This window comes from Larkinella insperata, assembly GCF_026248825.1.
GTDB classification, from domain to species: domain Bacteria; phylum Bacteroidota; class Bacteroidia; order Cytophagales; family Spirosomataceae; genus Larkinella; species Larkinella insperata.
Genome location: NZ_CP110973.1, coordinates 307,526 through 327,119 on the forward strand (window position 1 = coordinate 307,526; position 19,594 = coordinate 327,119).

Annotated in this window: 16 protein-coding genes; 8 read left to right on the plus strand and 8 right to left on the minus strand. The window is 55.4% G+C overall.

The genetic code is table 11. The features are described 5' to 3' along the window. Positions 1-308 precede the first annotated feature (308 nt). Both OQ371_RS01085 and OQ371_RS01090 read right to left on the minus strand, forming a co-directional pair. Complete coding sequence (locus OQ371_RS01085) at positions 309-1,082, minus strand: SDR family NAD(P)-dependent oxidoreductase (protein WP_265991786.1); 774 nt, start codon at positions 1,080-1,082, stop codon at positions 309-311. Positions 1,083-1,192: 110 nt separating this feature from the next. Further along, complete coding sequence (locus tag OQ371_RS01090; protein ID WP_265991787.1) at positions 1,193-2,860, minus strand: UxaA family hydrolase; 1,668 nt, start codon at positions 2,858-2,860, stop codon at positions 1,193-1,195. 124 nt (positions 2,861-2,984) lie between these two features. Here OQ371_RS01090 and ade point away from each other — a divergent pair, with 124 nt between their 5' ends. From ade to OQ371_RS01105, 3 genes are all read left to right on the plus strand, one after another. Next, positions 2,985-4,628 (plus strand): adenine deaminase, encoded by a 1,644-nt coding sequence (gene ade / locus OQ371_RS01095; RefSeq protein WP_265991788.1) that lies wholly within the window; start codon positions 2,985-2,987, stop codon positions 4,626-4,628. Positions 4,629-4,787: 159 nt separating this feature from the next. Continuing rightward, positions 4,788-5,378 carry an RNA polymerase sigma factor gene (locus OQ371_RS01100; protein ID WP_265991789.1) on the plus strand — a complete coding sequence of 197 codons (591 nt, stop codon included), beginning with the start codon at positions 4,788-4,790 and terminating at the stop codon, positions 5,376-5,378. 102 nt (positions 5,379-5,480) lie between these two features. Further along, the gene (locus tag OQ371_RS01105) at positions 5,481-6,752 is read left to right on the plus strand and encodes a replication-associated recombination protein A (protein ID WP_265991790.1); all 1,272 of its coding nucleotides are present in this window, start codon (positions 5,481-5,483) and stop codon (positions 6,750-6,752) included. Here OQ371_RS01105 and OQ371_RS01110 read toward each other — a convergent pair. Beyond that, entirely contained in the window at positions 6,746-7,141 is a 396-nt protein-coding gene (locus OQ371_RS01110; RefSeq protein WP_265991792.1) for a hypothetical protein, read from the minus strand. The two genes, OQ371_RS01105 and OQ371_RS01110, sit on opposite strands and share 7 nt — an antisense overlap. A gap of 146 nt (positions 7,142-7,287) precedes the next feature. Beyond that, positions 7,288-9,291 carry a S9 family peptidase gene (locus OQ371_RS01115; RefSeq protein WP_265991793.1) on the minus strand — a complete coding sequence of 668 codons (2,004 nt, stop codon included), beginning with the start codon at positions 9,289-9,291 and terminating at the stop codon, positions 7,288-7,290. A gap of 122 nt (positions 9,292-9,413) precedes the next feature. Here OQ371_RS01115 and OQ371_RS01120 point away from each other — a divergent pair, with 122 nt between their 5' ends. Then, on the plus strand, positions 9,414-10,235 hold the full coding sequence (locus tag OQ371_RS01120) for an alpha/beta hydrolase (RefSeq protein ID WP_374761432.1): 822 nt from the start codon (positions 9,414-9,416) through the stop codon (positions 10,233-10,235). Positions 10,236-10,283: 48 nt separating this feature from the next. On the opposite strand, the gene OQ371_RS01125 is transcribed toward OQ371_RS01120, so the two are convergent. After that, on the minus strand, positions 10,284-11,057 hold the full coding sequence (locus tag OQ371_RS01125; protein ID WP_265991795.1) for a MerR family transcriptional regulator: 774 nt from the start codon (positions 11,055-11,057) through the stop codon (positions 10,284-10,286). Between the two features lie 117 nt (positions 11,058-11,174). Between OQ371_RS01125 and OQ371_RS01130 the strand changes: the two genes are divergently transcribed. Beyond that, on the plus strand, positions 11,175-11,648 hold the full coding sequence (locus OQ371_RS01130; protein ID WP_265991796.1) for a GNAT family N-acetyltransferase: 474 nt from the start codon (positions 11,175-11,177) through the stop codon (positions 11,646-11,648). Positions 11,649-11,654: 6 nt separating this feature from the next. After that, a complete protein-coding gene (locus tag OQ371_RS01135) occupies positions 11,655-11,975 on the plus strand; it encodes a hypothetical protein (protein WP_265991798.1) in 321 nt (106 codons plus the stop codon). A gap of 25 nt (positions 11,976-12,000) precedes the next feature. Here OQ371_RS01135 and OQ371_RS01140 read toward each other — a convergent pair whose 3' ends face one another. Together OQ371_RS01140 and hemN are read right to left on the minus strand one after the other, a co-directional pair. Then, positions 12,001-12,459 carry a hypothetical protein gene (locus OQ371_RS01140; protein ID WP_265991800.1) on the minus strand — a complete coding sequence of 153 codons (459 nt, stop codon included), beginning with the start codon at positions 12,457-12,459 and terminating at the stop codon, positions 12,001-12,003. Between the two features lie 71 nt (positions 12,460-12,530). Next, positions 12,531-13,892: an oxygen-independent coproporphyrinogen III oxidase gene (gene hemN, locus OQ371_RS01145; protein WP_265991801.1), complete on the minus strand. Its 1,362-nt coding sequence runs from the start codon at positions 13,890-13,892 to the stop codon at positions 12,531-12,533. 187 nt (positions 13,893-14,079) lie between these two features. On the opposite strand from hemN, the gene OQ371_RS01150 reads away from it, so the two are divergent. Both OQ371_RS01150 and OQ371_RS01155 read left to right on the plus strand, forming a co-directional pair. Continuing rightward, positions 14,080-16,506, plus strand: a complete 2,427-nt coding sequence (locus OQ371_RS01150) for a heavy metal translocating P-type ATPase (RefSeq protein ID WP_265991802.1) — start codon at positions 14,080-14,082, stop codon at positions 16,504-16,506. Further along, entirely contained in the window at positions 16,503-17,003 is a 501-nt protein-coding gene (locus OQ371_RS01155; protein WP_265991804.1) for a hypothetical protein, read from the plus strand. The genes OQ371_RS01150 and OQ371_RS01155 overlap by 4 nt, the downstream gene beginning before the upstream one ends. On the opposite strand, the gene OQ371_RS01160 is transcribed toward OQ371_RS01155, so the two are convergent. Then, complete coding sequence (locus OQ371_RS01160; RefSeq protein ID WP_265991805.1) at positions 17,000-19,462, minus strand: outer membrane beta-barrel protein; 2,463 nt, start codon at positions 19,460-19,462, stop codon at positions 17,000-17,002. The two genes, OQ371_RS01155 and OQ371_RS01160, sit on opposite strands and share 4 nt — an antisense overlap. Positions 19,463-19,594 lie beyond the last annotated feature (132 nt).

Genomic DNA, 19,594 nt, shown 5'->3' on the forward strand with positions numbered 1-19,594 from the left:
CAACATTAATAAATTTTTTTAAAATATAAACTCACAAAATAAAATTAATTGTCAAATTATTTAGCTAACGTAGTAGAAATTCAGTTATCACCTCGGAGTTTTTTAAAATTATTGGCTTTAGAAGAATCCTAATGAATAAGATTATAAGGAGATTGGCCCTCCGTTAACGGAACAGGGTTATACGCACCACCGGGTATAGTAAAATAAAACAGGCGTCCCCTATCACGCAGGACGCCTGTTGCCAAAAAGTAAAGAAAACTTTCTTCTGTTAATAATCCGGTAAGATACTCTTCTCGCCGAGTGGCTTGTCAGTTATTCAGCCGCACAAAACCACCGTCGATCGGGTAATCGCAACCCGTGATAAAACCGGCTTCGTCGGAACACAGATACAGGGCCAAACCGGCTACCTCAGCCGGTTTGGCCATCCGGCCAATGGGCTGGGTAGCCGCCAGCTTCGAAAACATCTCGGCTTCCTGGCCGGGGTAATTCTTGGCCAGAAACCCGTCGACAAACGGCGTATGTACCCGGGCGGGCGAAATGCAATTGCAGCGGATGTTGTGTTTCAGGTAGTCTTTCGCCACCGACAGCGTCATTGAGACCACCGCCCCTTTGGTCATTGAGTAGGCAAACCGATCCGGAATCCCCACCGTGGCCGCAATCGACGCCATGTTCAGGACCACGCCCCCGCCGGTCGCTTTCAGATGCGGAATAGTGGCATGCAGGCAGTTATAAGCACCTTTCACGTTGACGGTAAACACCCGGTCAAAATCGGCTTCGGTGGTGGTTTCCACGGTTCCGATGTGCGAGATTCCGGCGTTGTTGATCAGAATGCTGATCGGGCCGCCCGCAGCAATCTGATTGATCACCTCCACCACCTGCGCCTGATTCGACACATCGACGGCGTGGGCGTGGGCCCGGCCTCCGCTGGCGTTGATTTCATCGGCCACCTGCTGGGCCAGCCCGGCGTTCAATTCCAGAATGTGCACCCGCGCACCGGCCTGCGCAAACGTCTGCGACATCGCCAGTCCAATTCCGCTGGCCCCACCCGTAATGATGGCAACTTTATCTTTTAAGCTGAACATATTTTTTGAATGAGCGATTGAGTGACTGAGCGGTTGAGCAAATAGCTGTATATAAAGTATGTAAGTCGTAGAGCCACTGACGCAATCGCTAGCTCACTCAATCCCGTTAGTTAGAGTGAAACGCCCCGTTTCCAGGGAATGAAATCGTCCTGGCCGAGTTGCTGGGCTTTCGTTTTGACTTCCCCGCTGGCGAGCCGAATGACGTATTCGAGCATTTTTTCGGCGTTTTGCTCGATGGTTTCTTCGCCTTCGATGATCGGCCCACAGTCGAAATCAATGACATCGGGCATCCGTTTGGCCAGGGCGGTGTTGGTCGAGATTTTAGCCACAGGACAAATCGGGTTGCCCGTCGGCGTACCCAATCCGGTGGTAAACAAAATAATGTTTGTGCCGGAGCCTGCCATCCCCGTGGTGGCTTCCACGTCGTTGCCGGGCGTGCAGAGCAGGTTCAGGCCGGTTGAGGTTGCGGGTTCTGTGTAATTCAAGACATCGGCAACGGGGGCGGTCCCCCCTTTTTTGGCGGCCCCCGCCGATTTGATGGCATCGGTAATCAACCCGTCACGGATGTTGCCTGGCGACGGGTTCATATCGAAACCGGACCCGACGGCTTCGGCTTTGGCCGAGTAATCCTGCATCAGGTGGATGAATTTCAGCGCCTTCTCGTCTGACACCGCCCGGTTGACCAGCTCCTGCTCTACGCCGTTCAATTCCGGGAATTCGGCCAGCACGGTTTTGGCGCCCAGCGTCACCAGAATATCCGATAAGTGCCCAACGGCCGGGTTCGCCGACAGCCCCGAAAAACCGTCCGATCCCCCGCATTTCAGCCCAACGGTGAGTTTGCTCAGGGGCGCAGGCTGCCGTTCAATTTTATTGGCTTCAATCAAACCCAGGAAGGTTTCGCGGATGGCATTGCTTAGCATCGTAAACTCCGTACCGTCCTGCTGCTCGAAAATCAGCATGGGTTTGTCGAATTTCGGATTGCGTTTCCGCACCTCTTCTTCCAGCATTGAAGTCTGCGTGTGCTGGCAGCCCAGGCTCAATACCGTTACCCCTACAACATTCGGGTTGTTGATAAACCCGGCAAACAGCCCGCAGAGCGCTTCTGAATCCTGACGGGTCCCTCCGCAGCCCATTTCGTGGGTCAGAAATTTAATTCCGTCAATGTTTTTAAAGGGCCTTTTAGCCGGGGCGTCATCCACCGTGCGCATGATCGACGGATCGACGAAGGGCTCCATTTTGTGGATGGTGCCGACTTCGCCCGCTTTGTAAAGTTGCAGCAATTCGTGGACCTGTTCGCGGTAAATTTCCGACTGCGCGTAGCCCAGCTCGCGCTCAAAAGCGTCTTTCAGAATCAGGATGTTGCGGTTTTCGCAGAATACCAGCGGCACCACCAGCCAGTAGTTTGCCGTACCAACCTGACCGTCGGCGCGGTGGTAGCCCATGAACGTCCGGTTGTGCCAGGCCGAAACATCGGGTGCCTGCCACTGATACGGCTGCTTTTTTTCAAGGCTGTACTGCCCGGAGTCGTGCTTGAGGTTGAACGTCGTGATGGGTTCCCCCCGTTTGATGGGTTGCGTCGCTTTCCCGACCAGCACCCCGTACATAATTACGGAGTCGCCGGTTTGCAGGTCTTCGGTTACAAATTTATGTTTGATCCCAACGCCAATCGGCAGGGTGTAGGTTTGGCCCTCAAAATCAATCTGTTCTCCGGGCTGGAAATTTTGCAGGGCAACAATGACGTTATCGGCGGGGTGTACTTTCAGAACTTTATGCTGCATAGTTGTATCGAGTAGGAATAAAGGCGGGATTCCGGTTAATCGTGATCCCGGTGTAATTCAGGCACAAAAGTCTGTGAATTATCACTAATATTGAAAGAAAAAAAGCAAGATTCTTTACCCATTCATGCAAGTTTCCGGCAATCTCCTCAACCTTTTCGACCGCACCATCCGATTCAGCCAGTTGACCATCGAACAGGGCCGAATTCACCAGATTGACGAACTGGGTCCAGAGCGTCCCGGCGAACCGTACCTGCTCCCCGGCTTCGTCGACGCCCACGTTCACGTTGAAAGTTCGTTGCTGACGCCCGCCCAGTTTGCCCGGCTGGCGGTGGTTCACGGTACGGTTGCGACGGTGTCGGACCCGCACGAGATCGGAAACGTCCTGGGCATGGACGGCGTAGAATACATGATTGCGGATGGCCAACGGACGCCCTTCAAATTTTGCTTTGGTGCTCCCTCCTGCGTCCCGGCAACTACCTTCGAAACCGCCGGGGCTACCATCGGGGTGCGGGATATCCGGCGGCTGTTGGGGTTGAAAGAAATCGGGTATCTGGCCGAAATGATGAATTTTCCGGGCGTTCTGAACCAGGATCCGGACGTGATGGCTAAAATCGCGCTGGCCAACGCCTTCAACAAACCCATCGACGGCCACGCCCCCGGTCTGCGGGGCAACGACGCCCAGCGGTACATTGATGCCGGCATGAGCACGGACCACGAATGCTTTACCTACGACGAAGGGCTCGACAAGGTGCAGCGCGGCATGAACATCCTGATTCGCGAAGGCAGCGCAGCCAAGAACTTCGAAGCCCTGATTCCGCTGCTGGCCGAGTTTCCCGAAAAAATCATGTTCTGTTCCGACGATAAACACCCCGATAGTTTGGTCGAGGGCCACATCAACCAGTTGGTCAAACGGGCGCTGGCGCAAGGACACGCTATTTTTGACGTTTTGCGGGCGGCCTGCATGAATCCGGTGCTTCATTACCGGTTGCCGGTGGGGCTGTTGCGCGAAGGCGATTCCGCCGACTTTATTCTGGTGCAGGATCTGGACGAATTTACGATTCAGAAAACCGTTATCAACGGAGCGGTTGTGGCGGAGAACGGTATTTCCTTCCTGCCTGACCTCCGCAGCGAACACGTCAACCAGTTTAACTGTCAGCCCAAAAAGCCGTCGGATTTTGAAATTTTAGCAGACAGTACGGATTCGGTCAGCCTTCAGGTCATTGAGGCTCTTGACGGCCAGCTAATCACGAACAACCTGCCGCTGCCGCCCCGCATCACCGACAACCGGCTGGTGGCCGACGTACCGCGCGATATTCTGAAAATGACCGTCGTTAACCGTTACCAGGAGGCCGCGCCCGCGCTGGCGTTCATCAAAAACTTTGGTTTGAAAAAAGGAGCCATCGCGTCTTCCGTTGGGCACGATTCGCACAACATTGTTGCCGTTGGCTGCGACGACGAAAGCCTTTGTCAGGCGATTAACCTGGTTGTCGAAGCCCGGGGCGGGTTGAGCGCCGTGGCCGGGCCGGACCAGACCCTGTTGCTGCCCCTGCCCATCGCGGGCCTGATGACCGACACCGACGGTTATGCGGTTGCAGAACGGTACACCGCCATCGACCGCTTTGTCAAAGAAGAACTGGGCAGCACACTCACCTCCCCTTTCATGACGCTCTCCTTTATGGCCCTGCTGGTTATCCCTTCGCTAAAACTCAGTGACAAAGGCCTGTTTGATGGGCAAACCTTCCGATTCACGACCCTTTTGACGCCCTAAATACCTACTCCGTATGCACGCATACTAAAATAAAAATAATCCTATTAAACCAAGTTTTTGTAAAAAAACCTCTCAACCTTTTTTATTAACAACTTTTGTTAATAAGTTTACATTCCATACTATGAGTGCTTAGTATTGACCCCATCCTAAACCATCATTATGCCTCGTTACCGCACCCCGTCCGGTATAGACGAAGAGCAACTCTGGGACCAGTTCCGGAGTGGCGATGAAGTAGCCTTTGCACGGCTTTACAAGGAATATGTGCAGGTGCTTTACCACTACTGCGCCCACTTTACTGCCGACCGTGCCCTGATCAAGGATTGTATTCACGATTTGTTCGTCGAATTGTGGAAACACCGGCAAACCATTGGCCAGACCACTTCCGTCCGGTTTTATCTGATGGCTTCCATCAAGCGCAAGCTGGTGCGCCACCTGAACGCCGAGCTGAAATTCAGCAGCCAGGACGATGTGGAAAACGACCGTGAGTGGTTGCCGGGCTGCGCTCCTTCCTACGAATCGACGCTAATTTCGTTTGAGGAAGACGACCACGTTAATTCCTGCGTGGCCAAGGCCATTGAAAAACTACCCCGCCGTCAGCGCGAAGCCGTCTACCTGCGGTATTATCAGAACCTGAGCAACGAAGAAATTTCTTCGCTCATGAAGATCAATATCCAGTCGGTTTACAACCTGATTTTCGGCGCGCTGACCAATCTGAAAAAATATATTTCGCCAGAAAAAGTGGTGTTGTAATTCCCGCGTGGGCGTTAACTATTGCCTGCCGTTTGAAGTTTACCCAGTCAGGTTGCCTACCTTTGCAGCCTGATTCGGTAACCCTCAAACGGCAAATCCTGCATGAACCCCATTACCACGCCCCTACCCGAGCGGATGCGTCCGCGTACCCTCGACGATGTCATTGGCCAGAAAAAGCTGATCGGTCCCGGAAGCGCCCTTCGCCGGGCCGTTGAATCGAACCGCATTCCGTCGATGATTCTGTGGGGGCCTCCGGGCGTCGGAAAAACCACCCTGGCCCAACTGATTGCGGAAGCGACCAAGCGCCCGTTTTTCAGCCTGAGCGCTATCAGCTCGGGCGTCAAGGAAGTGCGCGATGTGCTGAGCCGCCCGTCGGGGCTGTTTCCGCCCATTGTTTTCATTGACGAGATTCACCGCTTCAATAAAAACCAGCAGGACGCCCTGCTTGGGGCCGTCGAGAAAGGAACTATTACGCTCATTGGCGCCACCACCGAAAACCCGTCGTTTGAAGTCAACTCGGCTCTCTTGTCACGTTGTCAGGTGTACGTACTCGAGTCCCTCGGGGCCGACGAACTCCAACAACTGGTGGACAATGCGCTTCAGAAAGACAGTTACCTCAAAGAAAAAAAGATCACCGTCCAATCATACGACGCGCTTATGCGGATTTCGGGGGGCGACGGGCGTAAACTCTTGAACCTGCTGGAAATGGTGGTGACGTCTCGCCCGGATAACCAGGAAATGACGATCGACGACGAACTGGTGACGAGCGTAGCCCAACATCAGATTGCCCGCTACGACAAATCCGGTGAGCAGCACTATGACATCATTTCGGCTTTTATTAAATCCCTGCGCGGCAGCGACCCCAACGCGGCCCTCTACTGGATGGCCCGGATGCTCGTCGCCGGTGAAGATCCCGAATTTATTTCCCGCCGGATGCTGATTCTGGCGTCGGAAGACATCGGTAATGCCAACCCCACGGCGATCATCATGGCAACCAATGCGATGCAGGCCGTGAAAGCCATTGGCTACCCCGAATGCCGGATTGTGCTATCGCAGGTGGCGGTTTATCTAGCAACTTCGCCCAAAAGCAACGCAAGTTACGTGGCCATCAACGACGCCATGGCCCTGGCCGAACGAACCTCCGACCAACCCGTACCGCTCCACCTGCGTAATGCGCCGACAAAATTGATGAAGCAGATCGGCTACGGCCAGAACTACCAGTACGCCCACAATTACGAAGGCAATTTTACACCCCAGGATTTCCTGCCTGACGCGCTGAAAGGCACAAAACTGTACGAACCCGGTCAGAATGCCCGCGAGAATGAAATTCGCAAGCAGTTGCAGCGCTGGTGGGGCGACTGGTACGGCTATTGATCGATCGGTCGGCGAAAAAACAAGGGTTGGCGGCTATTTTCCAGGTTGTAGGTATGGATGGAACGGAGCAAAACGACAATGAGCACCACGTCAAACAGCTGCCAGGTTTGTAGCGTAAAAATTTCAGCAACGATCTTGGCGTTTACTTTAACGATGCCAAACAACGCCCAGAGCCATTTATAAAAATACCGGGGCGTGTCACTTTGTCCCTCCCGCACAAAAAGTAGAAAAAAGCACACGCAGAGAATAGCCCCCGATACTTGGTAGACCATCAGGGGCCTTTTGGGCATTGTAGCAAAAAGAGCCAGCGTTAAACACATGGCAAAAATAAGCCATTCGGCAACCGTCGGTTTACGCAGAAAGATTCCATAAACACGTCTACTCCTCATTCGCTTAACGGCTTGGCTATGCGCTTACTCACCAATTTGGATGTAATTACAACAATGTATTTCAGATGAAGTAACATTTCCTAGCGAATGGAACCAAGTAGTTACAAAGTTATCTAGCTATCGGCCAACCCCTTGCCTGAGAAACATCAGGATTTGGTGGTTTTTAAAGCCGCTACCGACGTTTTCAAATAATTGTCAAACCACTTCAGATACCGGTCAAAACGGTCAACCTGGTAACTCGGCACGGAAAGCCCGTGGAACTGGTTTGGATAGATAATAAGCTGCGTTGGTACCCCCAGCGACTTGAGCGCCTGGTACATCTGCTCACTCCCGGCAATCGGCACGTTGAAGTCTTTCTCCCCACCCATGAACAGCGTGGGTGTTTTGATGCGGTCAGCCTTCAGAAATGGAAACGAAACCTTCAGCCACTTTTCTGTATTTTTCCAAGGAAGGCCCAGTTCGTTCTCGTACTGGTTGACGTACTGATCAGAACCGTACATCGTGATCTGCAACGAACTTCCGGCCCCGCTGGCGGCTGCCTTAAACCGCTGGTCGGTTGTGATGGTGTAGTTGGTCAGGATACCGCCGTAGCTCCAGCCGCCGATGCCCAGTTTTGCCGGGTCAGCAATACCGTTGGCCACCAGATAATCCGTGGCGCCCAGAATGTCGGCCACTTCTTTGTTGCCCCAATCGCTGTAGATCGCTTTGCAAAACGCCAGCCCGCGACCGCTGCTGCCCCGGTAATTGACACCGGCCACAACGTAACCGCCCCCCGCCAGCAGTTGCCGCGACAGGTCAAACCCGAAGTTATCCTGCCCAACCGGTCCGCCGTGAATGAACAGGATGGTCGGCAGCTTCTGGTTGGCCGGAACGTGGGCGGGCCGGAACAGCATATTCGATACCGGCGTCCCGTCTTTGCTGCGTGAGGTAAACCCTTCGACATTCGCCAGCAGCAAAGGAGCCACAAACGCGTCCTGAATGGTGGTCAGCCGGCGCACAGCATTGTTCTCGATCACGTAGATTTCCGCCGGTAACTGCGGTTTGCTCATGAGCGCGGCCCAGCCGCCTTTGGGGTTCGATTCCAGACCCGCGTAAGCACAGTCGCCCCCCGCCAGTTGGGTTAGCTTTCCGGACGCCAGTTCGTAGGCCCCCACGTAGGTCCGGCGGTCGTCGTCCACCAGCACCGCGATTGTCTTGCCGTCGGTCGACCAGCGCGGGTTTCGCACGGGCCGATCCAGAGCCGCCGACAGCAAGTTGGGTTCGCCACCGCTGGCCGGAATAACCGTCAGAACGGGCTGATCGTACATGATAAAATTACTCGAAGCTGTCGAACGCAGGTACGCAAGCCGCGAACCGTCGGGACTCCAGACCGGGCTGCGGTCGTAACCGGCCCAGTTGGTCAGCTGCTTGGCCGTGGCTTTTGGCCGGGCATCGATCACGAACAGATCGGTGTTTTCGTTTTTGTCGGGATCAGCCGTCCGGTTGCTGACAAACGCAATCTGCCTGCTGTCGGGCGACCATACCGGCGCGGTTTCGTCGAAACTGCCGCGGGTCAATGTATCCAGCCTCCGGGTTTCAACGTCGAACAGGTACAGGTGAGCGGCCCGGCGGTCGAGATATCCTTTCCGGTCTTCCTTGAAATGATACCGGTCGATGACGTACGGCGTCCGGACTTTGGTTTTGGCCGAATCCGAATAATCTTTATCGCGAATCACGAGCGCCAGGGTCTTGCCGTTGGGCGCCCATTCGTATTCTTCCAGTTCACCTTTGAGTTCGGTCAGTTTTTTGCCTTCCCCTCCGCGCCGGTCGAGGAGCCACAACTGGCTGTCTTTGTCGCCGTTGCGGGTGGCCACAAACGACAGGTAGCGTCCGTCCGGGCTCCAGCGGGGCGACGACTCGCTTTCGGGGCCATTGGTCAGTTGTACCGACTCTTTTCCGTCCCAGCCAATCATCCAGAGATCGGTATTTCGTTTGTCTTTTTCCTTCTCTACCGACGACAACGTGTAGGCCACCCAGGCGCCATCCGGCGACACCTGCGGGTCCGCGATGTTTTGCAGTCTCAGAATATCAGCCGGTTGAATGGGGCGTTTGGCCGGAAGCTGCGCCAGAGCCGTGCCGGTCAGCAGGCAAAGAAAGAAAATCGATTTCATGCGTTTGTTTTGAAGAGGAATGCGGCCCTGAAGATACAAAAAGTTTGGAAATGGTTTTATTTTGCACCCTGTTCCCGAAACCCTATACCCAACGTCGCACTCCCCTTTTCTGAACCAATACCATGCCAGCAAACCGCATCGTACGCGTTACCATTCTTCTCCTTTCCTTTTGCCAGATGGCCTGGGCCGCCAAGATTGACACCGTTCAAACGTACAGCCCGTCGATGAAGAAAACCATCAAAGCCGTGGTGCTGACGCCGGATTCGTACACGAACGGCCAGGAATTTCCGGTGGTGTATCTGCTGCACGGTTACAGCGGCAATTACGCGGATTGGGTAAAGAAAGCCCCCGCCGTTCACAAAGCCGCCGACACCTTCCAGACGATCATTGTCTGTCCGGACGGTAATTTCTCCAGCTGGTATTTCGACAGCCCCGCCGACCCGACCTCCAACTACGAAACCTACGTGGCAACGGAACTGGTGAACTGGGTAGACAGTCATTACAAAACCGTTAAAAACCGCAAAGGACGGGCCATTACGGGCTTGAGTATGGGCGGACACGGGGCGCTGTACCTGGCCTTCAAGCACCAGGATGTGTTCGGAGCCGCCGGGAGCATGAGCGGGGGCGTTGATATCCGGCCTTTTCCCAACAACTGGGATATGGCCAAAAAACTTGGTCCGTACGCCCAGCATCCCGACCGCTGGGAGCAGAATACCGTCATCAACCTGCTCCACCTGCTTACTCCGGGTTCGCTGGCGCTGATTATTGACTGCGGCACGGAGGATTTTTTCTTCCGTGTCAACAACAACCTGCACCAGAAAATGCTGGATATGAACGTCGCCCACGACTACATTACCCGCCCCGGTGCCCACAACTGGCCCTACTGGAACAACGCCCTGCCCTACCAGTTGCAGTTCATGCGGCAGTTCTTTGATAAGCCGTAAAAAGGCAGAGGACACGACTCTACGCCGTTTTCCCCTGCCCGACTCCTGCTACGCCTTCTGCGAATCCACGAAGTAAATCATGGCTTTGTTCAGGAAATGGGCGTATTCAGGATGGGTCTGGCCGTTCTGGCTGGTGTAGCGCAGATCGTCGACGTACAGTTGGGCCAGGCCCCGGTAGGCCGCCAGCGTATCGCCGTTGCCCACCGACGGCCCCCACATTTTCCTGATAAAAGCATAATGCCGGGCCACCTGCTGCTGAACGGCCGGGTCGGCGGGGTCGTTGTGCATCAGCCCGGCCAGCGTCCGGGCAATTTCCTCGCCCTCGGCTTTTACCTGAGCAAATTCGGCTTTGCCCAGGTGGCGGAGTTTGTTCTCCGATTCTTCCACCACCTTTTCGCCGTATTTCGCAACGGCTTCCTGCCGGTAGGCTTCCGCTTGTTCTTTCGGGAATCCGGCATACATTTCTTCGTCCGTTAACATGGTTTGTTCTCCTGTTAGTTTTGAAATGGTTTTGTCAATCGTGCCCAGCAAGGTGGTGAGTCGGTCCCGGCGCTCGCGCAGCGCGGTCTTATGACTCTGAAGAGCCGTCACCAGATCAAAATGGGGGTCTTCCAGCACCCGCCGGATTTCCAGCAACGGAAAATCCAGTTCCTTGTAAAAGAGAATCTGCTGCAGTCGGATGAGCTCTTTTTCGCCGTACAGCCGGTACCGGGCCTCCGTGCGAATGGAAGGTTTAAGCAGACCCAGGCGGTCGTAGTGGTGCAGCGTGCGCACGCTTACCCCGGCCAGACTCGCCAGTTTTTTAACCGAGTACGTTCTCATAATCACCTTCTTACTAAGCTTGACGCCGTAAATGTAGGCTATGACGTAAGGGGAGAGTCAAGAAAAAAAGGGAGTTTTTTAAACTTTGCCGTATTTTAACGCCCACTATCGATTCCCTTGGAGACCAACCCACCCGCTTCCGATCTCATCCGGCCGGTTGAAACCAGCGCCGATGCCGATGCGTTACTGCGCATGATGGAAACCTTTTGCCGTCATTTCGGCTACCGGTTTGACCCGGTACTCCGGCAAAACCTGATTCGTTCTATGCTAGAAAATCCGGCACTGGGTTCGCTCTGGCTGATTACGCACGACGGGCAGCCGGTGGGCTACGTGGCCCTGACCTACGGCTTTGCGTTTGAGTTTGGGGGCCGAACCGCCCTGGTGGACGAGCTGTTTGTGGAGGAAGCGCACCGGGGAGCGGGCCGGGGCCGGCGGGTCCTGCAAGGGATTCAGCAGTTGGCAGACCACCTGGGCGTATCGACAATTTTATTGCAAACCGAAAAATACAACACCCGCGCCAAGCAGCTGTATGAATCCCTCGGCTTCGTCGATCAGGATCGCAGCACCTTGATGTGGGTTAAACCCATTTAAATACCCATGAAATTTTTTGTTCCCGCGACGAAAAATCCGGAAGAAGCCGAAAAGGTGTACGGTATTCTGCGGAAATCCATGCAAAAACACCGGTACGAAACTACCGACCAGCGCATTTATTCCATCACGTTCGACGACAACGGATTTAGCCTGACCGAAACCGTGGGCAAACCGTCGGAAACCTCGGGCGAAACCATCGTGGCCATCTTTCAAGCCGGCGATTTATACCTGATCTGCACGAACAGCCGTGGCGTGCTGCGCGGTATGCCCATGATTGCAGGCGAATGGGCGGTGACCAACGTGGAGTTGTTTGAAAGTGCTGAATAAAGCCCCAACAGCCGCTTTTCCGTCCTTATTGTTTTCTGACGTACTCCACCGTATACCCCTCCGGCACTTTGGGAATGATGACAAAATTTCCCTGTCCATCCACGGGTGAACACTTTTTGCAGTACAATTCCGTCACGGTGTAAATGATCCGTTTGGTCGCGTCGTCGCGCCGGACATTCCGCTGGTAACTGCTGCTGCATCCCCGGTTGACGGTCGAAAGGCCCAGCACGTCGCTCTCGTTAAAATTGACCGCACCCAGGTGCCCGTTGCAGCAACCCACAAAAAGCCGCTGGTAGTCTTCCGGGGTCGAAATCCGGATCCCCTCCCTACCCAGATCGCCAGCGACCGGATCATTGGCAACGCGGTTGGACAGTACGCTAATGATGATGCCCGTGGCCTCGTCGTCGGTTTTCTCGCAGGTCGGTTCGTCCTGACAGGAAAGGGAAAGGAAGGGCAAAAGAAGTAGAAGTAGCAAATTTTTCATCCCGCAAGCGTTGAGTATACCTCTAAGACTACATTACGGGATGAAAAGTTGCAGAGGGCCCGAAAAACCACTCAAACCGTCTGGGAAAACAGCCGCGTCTGGGGCTGAGCGCGGTTCAGCCGGGCATCAAACGCCATGCAGATGTTGCGCAGAAAGAGCCGTCCTTCGGGATAAACCCGCAACCCGCTGGCGTCGTATTTAAGCAGGCCATCGAGCTGGAACGTTTCCAGCCGGGCGCTCAGTTCGGCCCACTCGCTCTCCGACCAGCGCTCGACCGGCCAGCGGGTTTTACCCTGGCACATGATGTTCAGAATCTGCCGACGCAGAAACTGATCCCGATCATCGAGCACGTGGCCGCGCAGCAGCGGCAATTCCCCCGCCTGCACCCGGTTCAGGTAGGCATCCAGTTCTTTTTCGTTCTGGGCAAACGCCGACCACACATCACCAATGGACGAGGCCCCGAGACCAATCAGCACGCGCGTCTGGGTGGTGGTGTAACCCATAAAGTTCCGGTGCAGTGTACCGTTCTGCAGCGCTTTATAAAGGGTATCGTGCGGCAGCGCAAAATGGTCCATGCCAATTTCGACGTACCCCGCCCCTTCCAGCAAATTCCGTCCGGTTTCGTAAAGCAGTCGTTTCTGGTCGCCCGTCGGCAAATCCGCATCCTGAAAACCGCGCTGGCCGTTGCCTTTAATCCAGGGAACGTGGGCGTAGGAATAGAATGCAATTCGGTCGGGCCACAGCGTCAGGGTTTTATGGAAGGTGTCGGTAATCGACTCCGGCGTCTGAAACGGCAGGCCGAAGACGATATCGTGGCTGATAGAAGTGTAGCCAATTTCCTGCGCCCAGTAGGTTACCTGCTGCACATTTTCAAACGGTTGAAGCCGGTGAATGGCCCGCTGGACCGTCGGGTCGTAATCCTGCACGCCGAAACTCACCCGCCGAAAACCGTAGTCATACAGCACCTGCAGGTGCTCGCGGGTGGTGTTGTTCGGGTGGCCTTCCCAGCCGTAATCGGGCGATTCGGTGGGCGTGGCCCGCTCGAAAATACCGGCCAGCAGCCCCCGAAGCTGTTCGGGGGCAAAGAAGCTCGGTGTTCCGCCCCCCAGGTGCAGTTCAGCGATGCGGGGCCGCTCCGGCAGCACGTCACAATACAGCTTCCATTCGGCCAGCACCGCGTCAATGTACGGTATTTCGACGCCGTGATTGCGGGTAATGCGCTTGTTGCAGCCGCAAAACGTACACAAACTTTCGCAGTACGGCAGGTGGATGTAGAGACTCAAACCGGTGGTGCTGTTGGTGACGGAAACGGCCCGTTGTAAATGACTCACCCAGGCGGCTTCGTTGAAAGTCGCTTCGTCCCAGAACGGCACCGTCGGGTAACTGGTGTAGCGTGGCCCCGGAACGTTGTATTTTTGAATCAAAGACTGCATGTGATTTGAGAAGATGTTGGGTGGTAAAATCCGTAGCCGGCTGCCCGACTCCGGACGTTCCACCCTTGGCCCTCACAAAATTGGCTAACGGACGCTTTCTATACGCTGATTTCTCTCATGTAGTCCGCTGATGGTCGTCAGCATTTCTGAACGCGCCCGTGTCCAATTTGCCCCAAATTTTATGGGTATGCGTACGGCGACAATTTCATCCACAAGCTGCTACCACTGCGGCAACGACTGCACCGGGCACGAAATCCGGTACGACGAAAAACCGTTTTGCTGCGAAGGGTGCCAGACGGTCTACAGCATCCTGCAACACAACCAGCTTTGCCAGTATTATTCGCTCGAAGAAGGCGGTCGGCCGGGTGTTAATCTGCAATCAAACAAGGCGCCTAAAAACCGGCTGGAATTCCTGGATTTACCGGATGTTATTGCTCAACTGCTGGAATTTTCCAGCGCCACGGCGGCCCGGGTGACGTTTTACGTGCCGACGATTCACTGCAGCTCGTGTTTGTGGCTGCTCGAACATTTGTACCGCATCCATCCCGGTATTCAGCAGTCGCGGGTCGATTTTCTTAAAAAACAGGTTCACATCAGCTACCAACCCGACCAGCTCACGCTCCGGCAGGTGGTTGAACTGCTGGCTTCCATCGGTTATGAGCCGCTGATTAGCCTCAACGACGTGGTCAAGGAAGGGCAAAAACCGTCGTACCGGCCGCTGCTGTACCGGCTGGCGCTGGCGGGTTTTTGTTCGGGCAACATCATGCTGCTGAGTTTTCCCGAGTACCTCGGTCTCGACGACCCGGCCTACAAGAATCATTTCGGCATTCTGAATATGCTGCTCGCCATTCCGGTGGTGTTCTACTCGGCTTCGGACTATTTCGTATCGGTCTGGGCGAGTCTGAAGAAGGGAATGATTAACATCGATCTGCCCATTCTGCTGGGTATTCTGGTGGCTTTTTTCCGGGGCTCTTACGAAGTGCTGTTTCTCAACGGCGCGGGCTATTTCGACTCCCTGACCGGCCTGACGTTCTTCCTGTTGTGCGGCAAATGGTTTCAGCAACGCACCCACGAATTTCTGTCGTTCGAACGGGATTACAAATCGTATTTCCCGCTGGCCGTAACCGTGCTCAAGCCGGAGGGCGAAACCGCCGTTCCCGTAGCCCAGGTCCGGAAAGGAGACCGCATCCGGGTTCGCAACCACGAGCTGATTCCCGCCGATGGCTTGCTGTATAAAGGGCACGCCCTGATTGATTACAGTTTCGTTACGGGCGAATCGGAGCCGGAAGCGCAGAAACCGGGTTCACTGCTCTACGCGGGCGGCAAGCAAATCGGTGAAGCCATCGAACTGGAAGTGGTGCGTGATGTGTCGCAAAGCTACCTGACCCAACTCTGGAACAACGACGCTTTCCGCAAGCCGGATACTTCACGCATGCGGACATTCGCCGATGCGGTCGGCAACTACTTTACGCTGACGGTTATCGCACTGGCAACGCTGGTTGCGGTATACTGGTATCTCCATCAGGACCCGGCGCGGGCCATCAACGCGTTTACGGCGGTCTTGATCATTGCCTGCCCCTGCGCCCTTTCGCTCTCCTACCCCTTTGCGCTGGGCAACGGCCTCCGGAAACTGAGCCAGCGCAAATTGTACCTCAAAAACGCGGAGGTGATTGAGCAAATGGCGAAGTGCGACACCCTTGTTTTCGACAAAACCGGCACGCTGACGGCAATCCAGAGCGAAGTAGACCGTACGGGAGTCGTGGAAGATTTTGCACCCGTCCTAACCGGCTTCGAACGGTCGCTGGTGGCGTCGCTGGTGCGGCAATCGGCCCACCCCCTCAGCCGGAAGCTGGCGGCTTATCTGACAGCGGCACCACCGTTGACGGTCAGCAATTTTACGGAAACACCGGGCCACGGCTTACGCGGCCTTGTCGATGGCTGGGACGTTAAAATTGGCTCCCGCGCTTTTGTCAATCCGCAAGCCGGTTCCGAGCCGACTGAAACGGACGCTGATGGGGCGCGTGTCCACGTTTCGGTGGAGCAGAATTACCGGGGCTGTTTCCGCTTCCCGAACCAATACCGCACCGGCCTGGACGCCATGCTGACGGACCTTAACGCCACCCACCACCTGTATCTGCTGTCGGGGGATAACGATGCAGCCCGCCAGGAGCTAACCCGCTGGTTTACGCCCGAAAACATGACGTTTAACTGCCAGCCGCAGCAAAAACTCGACAGGGTGCAGCAGTTGCAGCGCCAGGGCCACCGCGTCCTGATGATTGGCGACGGCTTGAACGATGCCGGGGCGCTGAAACAGGCCGATGTGGGCATTGCCGTGACCGACGACACCATCCAGTTTACCCCGGCCAGCGACGCCATTCTGGAAGCAACGTCCCTGCGGTTATTACCGAATTTGCTACGCTATACCCGGTTTGGGATGCGTGTGATCCGGTTTAGCTTTGTGGTATCGCTGTTGTACAATTTCATCGGCTTGACCTACGCCCTGACGGGTGATTTGTCACCGATTGTAGCCGCCATCCTGATGCCAGTCAGTTCGGCCACGATGCTGCTGATTGCAACCATCGGAATGCGGTGGAAGAAAATTGAAAACGCATGAAAGCAAAAGCAATTGAAAGTCAGTTTCAAAATTGCTTTTTGCTGCTGATCCCGGTCATTATCTGGAATGTCCTTTTGGCGAATCAACTACCGACCGCCTTTCGGGCCGAGTGCTTCTGGAAGGACATTCCGGCCTGGCTGACCTACGGCGAAAATGGCTCGCGCATCCTGGTTTTCGCGTTAGCGGGTTTGATGCCGCTGAGCTTCTCGCGCCGGTCACAGGAAAGCGGCTATTATTTGTACCTGGCGGGGCTGGTCCTTTATTTTTTCTCCTGGCTGGCCCTCATTTACTTCCCTCATAGTCTCTGGAGTACAAGTCTGCCGGGGTTTATGGCCCCGGCTTATACGCCTTTATTCTGGCTCATCGGCATCGGGCTCATCGGCGACTCATTTTATTTCAGCCTGCCGTTTAACCGCTGGATTTTCATGCTAACGGCGTTCTTTTTTGTGATCTTCCACAGCTTCCATACCTATTCGGTTTACTGCCGTCTGCATTAATTCATCCGGCGTTGTTCTTCGTCCGAAACCGTCCGGCGGTTGCCCGCGCCTTTCAGCTTCTGGTTGCCAAAATTATAGGTAAACGTCAGCCGGGCCACGCGGGTTTCGGTGTAGGTGGCAAAGCGAAAATCCATGTTCTGGAACTGAACCGTGCCGTAAAACCGCTGGGTCTGCAACAAGTCGTTCCAGTTGAAACGGAGCACGGCTTTTTTCTGCCAGAGTGTCTTCTGAACCCCGATGCTCACCTGCCCGAACGACTTCATGCGGTTCTGGCTGTAGACGTAGGGCGAGCTGTACGAAGCGGTCAGTTCGGCCGTCAGGCCGTGCCCCATCGTAAACGTGTGGTTGCTGTTGAGGTTGGCCGATACCTGGCGGTAGTTGAGGGGCGTCCCTCCCACGTCGGCCCGGTAGGCATCGCGGAAAAGGCTCGCCGAATTGCGCGACGACCACCCGCGGGAAAACCGCAGTGGGGCGCTCAGGTTCAGGCTGATGTTGGTCTGCCGGGCCAGGTTGGTAAACGTAATCCGGGTCACCCCGGTCTGGTCGTTTTGCTCGTTGATGTCGGCCACCACGTTGCGGGTCCGGTTGTAGCTCAGGCTTATGGTCGTTTCCTCCCGGTAGCTGTACCCAATCTGAAAAGCGTCGGTGAACTGCGGTTTCAGGTACGGGTTCCCCTGCTGGTACGTATACGGGTCAAACACCCGGATAAACGGGTTGAGGTACTGGTAATTTGGCCGGTCGATCCGGCGGCTGAACGAATATTGAAACGCGTGGTTTTCCCCCACGTTCCGGGTCAGGGCAACGCTGGGAAACAGGTTGAGGTAGGAGCGCGAAACCGTGCGGCTGGCCGTCAACGAATGCGCATCGGTCTGGGTTTGTTCCAGCCGCAGACCCACCTGCAGCGTCCAGCCCGTCCAGATCCGGCGGCCCGATACATAACCCGCGTGAATGCTTTCCCGGTATTCAAACTGATTGGTCCGGCCCGTATCCAGTTGCCACGGAACGGTTTGCCCGGCTTCGGCCAGTTTGGTTTCAACCCGCAAGTCGTTGTTGAGCGTCACGTAACTGCTTTTCCAACCCGCTTCCAGCGTTGTCCGGGCATCGAACGGATGCACGTAATCAGCTTTGGCCGCCCGGATCAACGCGTCCGATACCAGGTTCAGCCGCTGAAACGACCGCGGGCCGGTTTCTGTTTGCCGGGCGTTGAGGTAACGGGTTTCAAACAGTTCGTCGGGATGAAATCGCGCGTCAGAATAATCGACATCGACGGTTAACGCACGGCCTTTGCCGCCCCGGCGGGTGGAGTCAAACTGGTGCCGGAAGTTGACGTTGGCGGCCAGTCGGCTGATGTCCCGCCGGTTGTCGTTCTGCGTCCGCTGCGATGAAGTCAGCCCATTTTCGGGATAAATGGTACTCGTAGTTCCACCCTGCGAGGTTCCGTTGACCTTCGTGCCGTTCAGCAGCAACCCCACGGTAGTCCGTTTGCTGAAGGCGTAATCGGCCCCCAGCCGGTAGGTGTGGCTTGTGTTCTGGATGGGCCGGTAATTTTCCTGCCGGATGAGGGTAGGTGGCGTGGTGGTTGGCAACCGGCGGTCGATTTTGGCCATCGACCAGTAATTCCGCTGATCAACGGCGTAATTGCCGAAGAAACTCCACTTGCCCGGCCGGGCGTTCAGCGTCAGGGCCGCGTTGTATTTGGCAAAACGACCGTAACCCGCGCCAACCGTCAGGTTCCCGTTCAGCGGCTGACCGGATTTGTTGCGCTTCAGCCGGATGTTGATAATACCCGCCGTACCGGCTGCGTCGTAGCGCGCCGACGGATTTGTGATCAATTCAATGGTTTCGACGGTATTGCTGGGCGTGTTCCGCAGGAGTTCCAGCACCTCGGCCGTTGACAGGTAGGTAGGTTTGCCGTCGAGCATCACCAGCACATTCTCGCGTCCTTTCAGGCTGATCTGCTCTGATTGCAGATTGACCACCACACCGGGTGCTTTTTCGAGGATTTCCAGCGCCGTGCCGCCACTGGCCACGATGCTGTTTTCCACGTTCAGGACCGTTTTATCGAGGTGCTGCTCAATAAACGGCTTTTGGGCTTTCACCGTCACCTTGTCCAGTTGCCGGGCTTCCTCCTGAACCACCAGGGGCAAAACCTGATGATTGCGATGCTCAGTACCAATGGTAAACGGTTCGGAATAGACTTTCTGACGGCCCATCATCGAAGCCGCCACCCGGTACGCACCCGACGGAACCGACTCGACGGTGTACTGGCCCTGATCGTCGCTAACGGCACCTTTTACCAGCGTAGAGTCGCCCGCTTTCACCAGCAGCAACGTCACAAATTCCAGGGGCTTCCCAGCAGGGTCCTTTACCATCCCGGAAACCGTCCCGACGGGCGGACTCGCGGCCATCCAATGGCAGGCAAAAAGCAGAAAAGAGAGCGGAAGTAGCCAGTTTTTCATCAGGTTGATCGGGTGAATACCTGCCGAAAATACCCACTGACCCTGCGTTCTGGCACCGTTTTTTGTCTTAACTGCTGAATTTGCGGTTTAAACTGACGGTTGTGTTCTCCGAAATGATTTACAGCGTTTTGG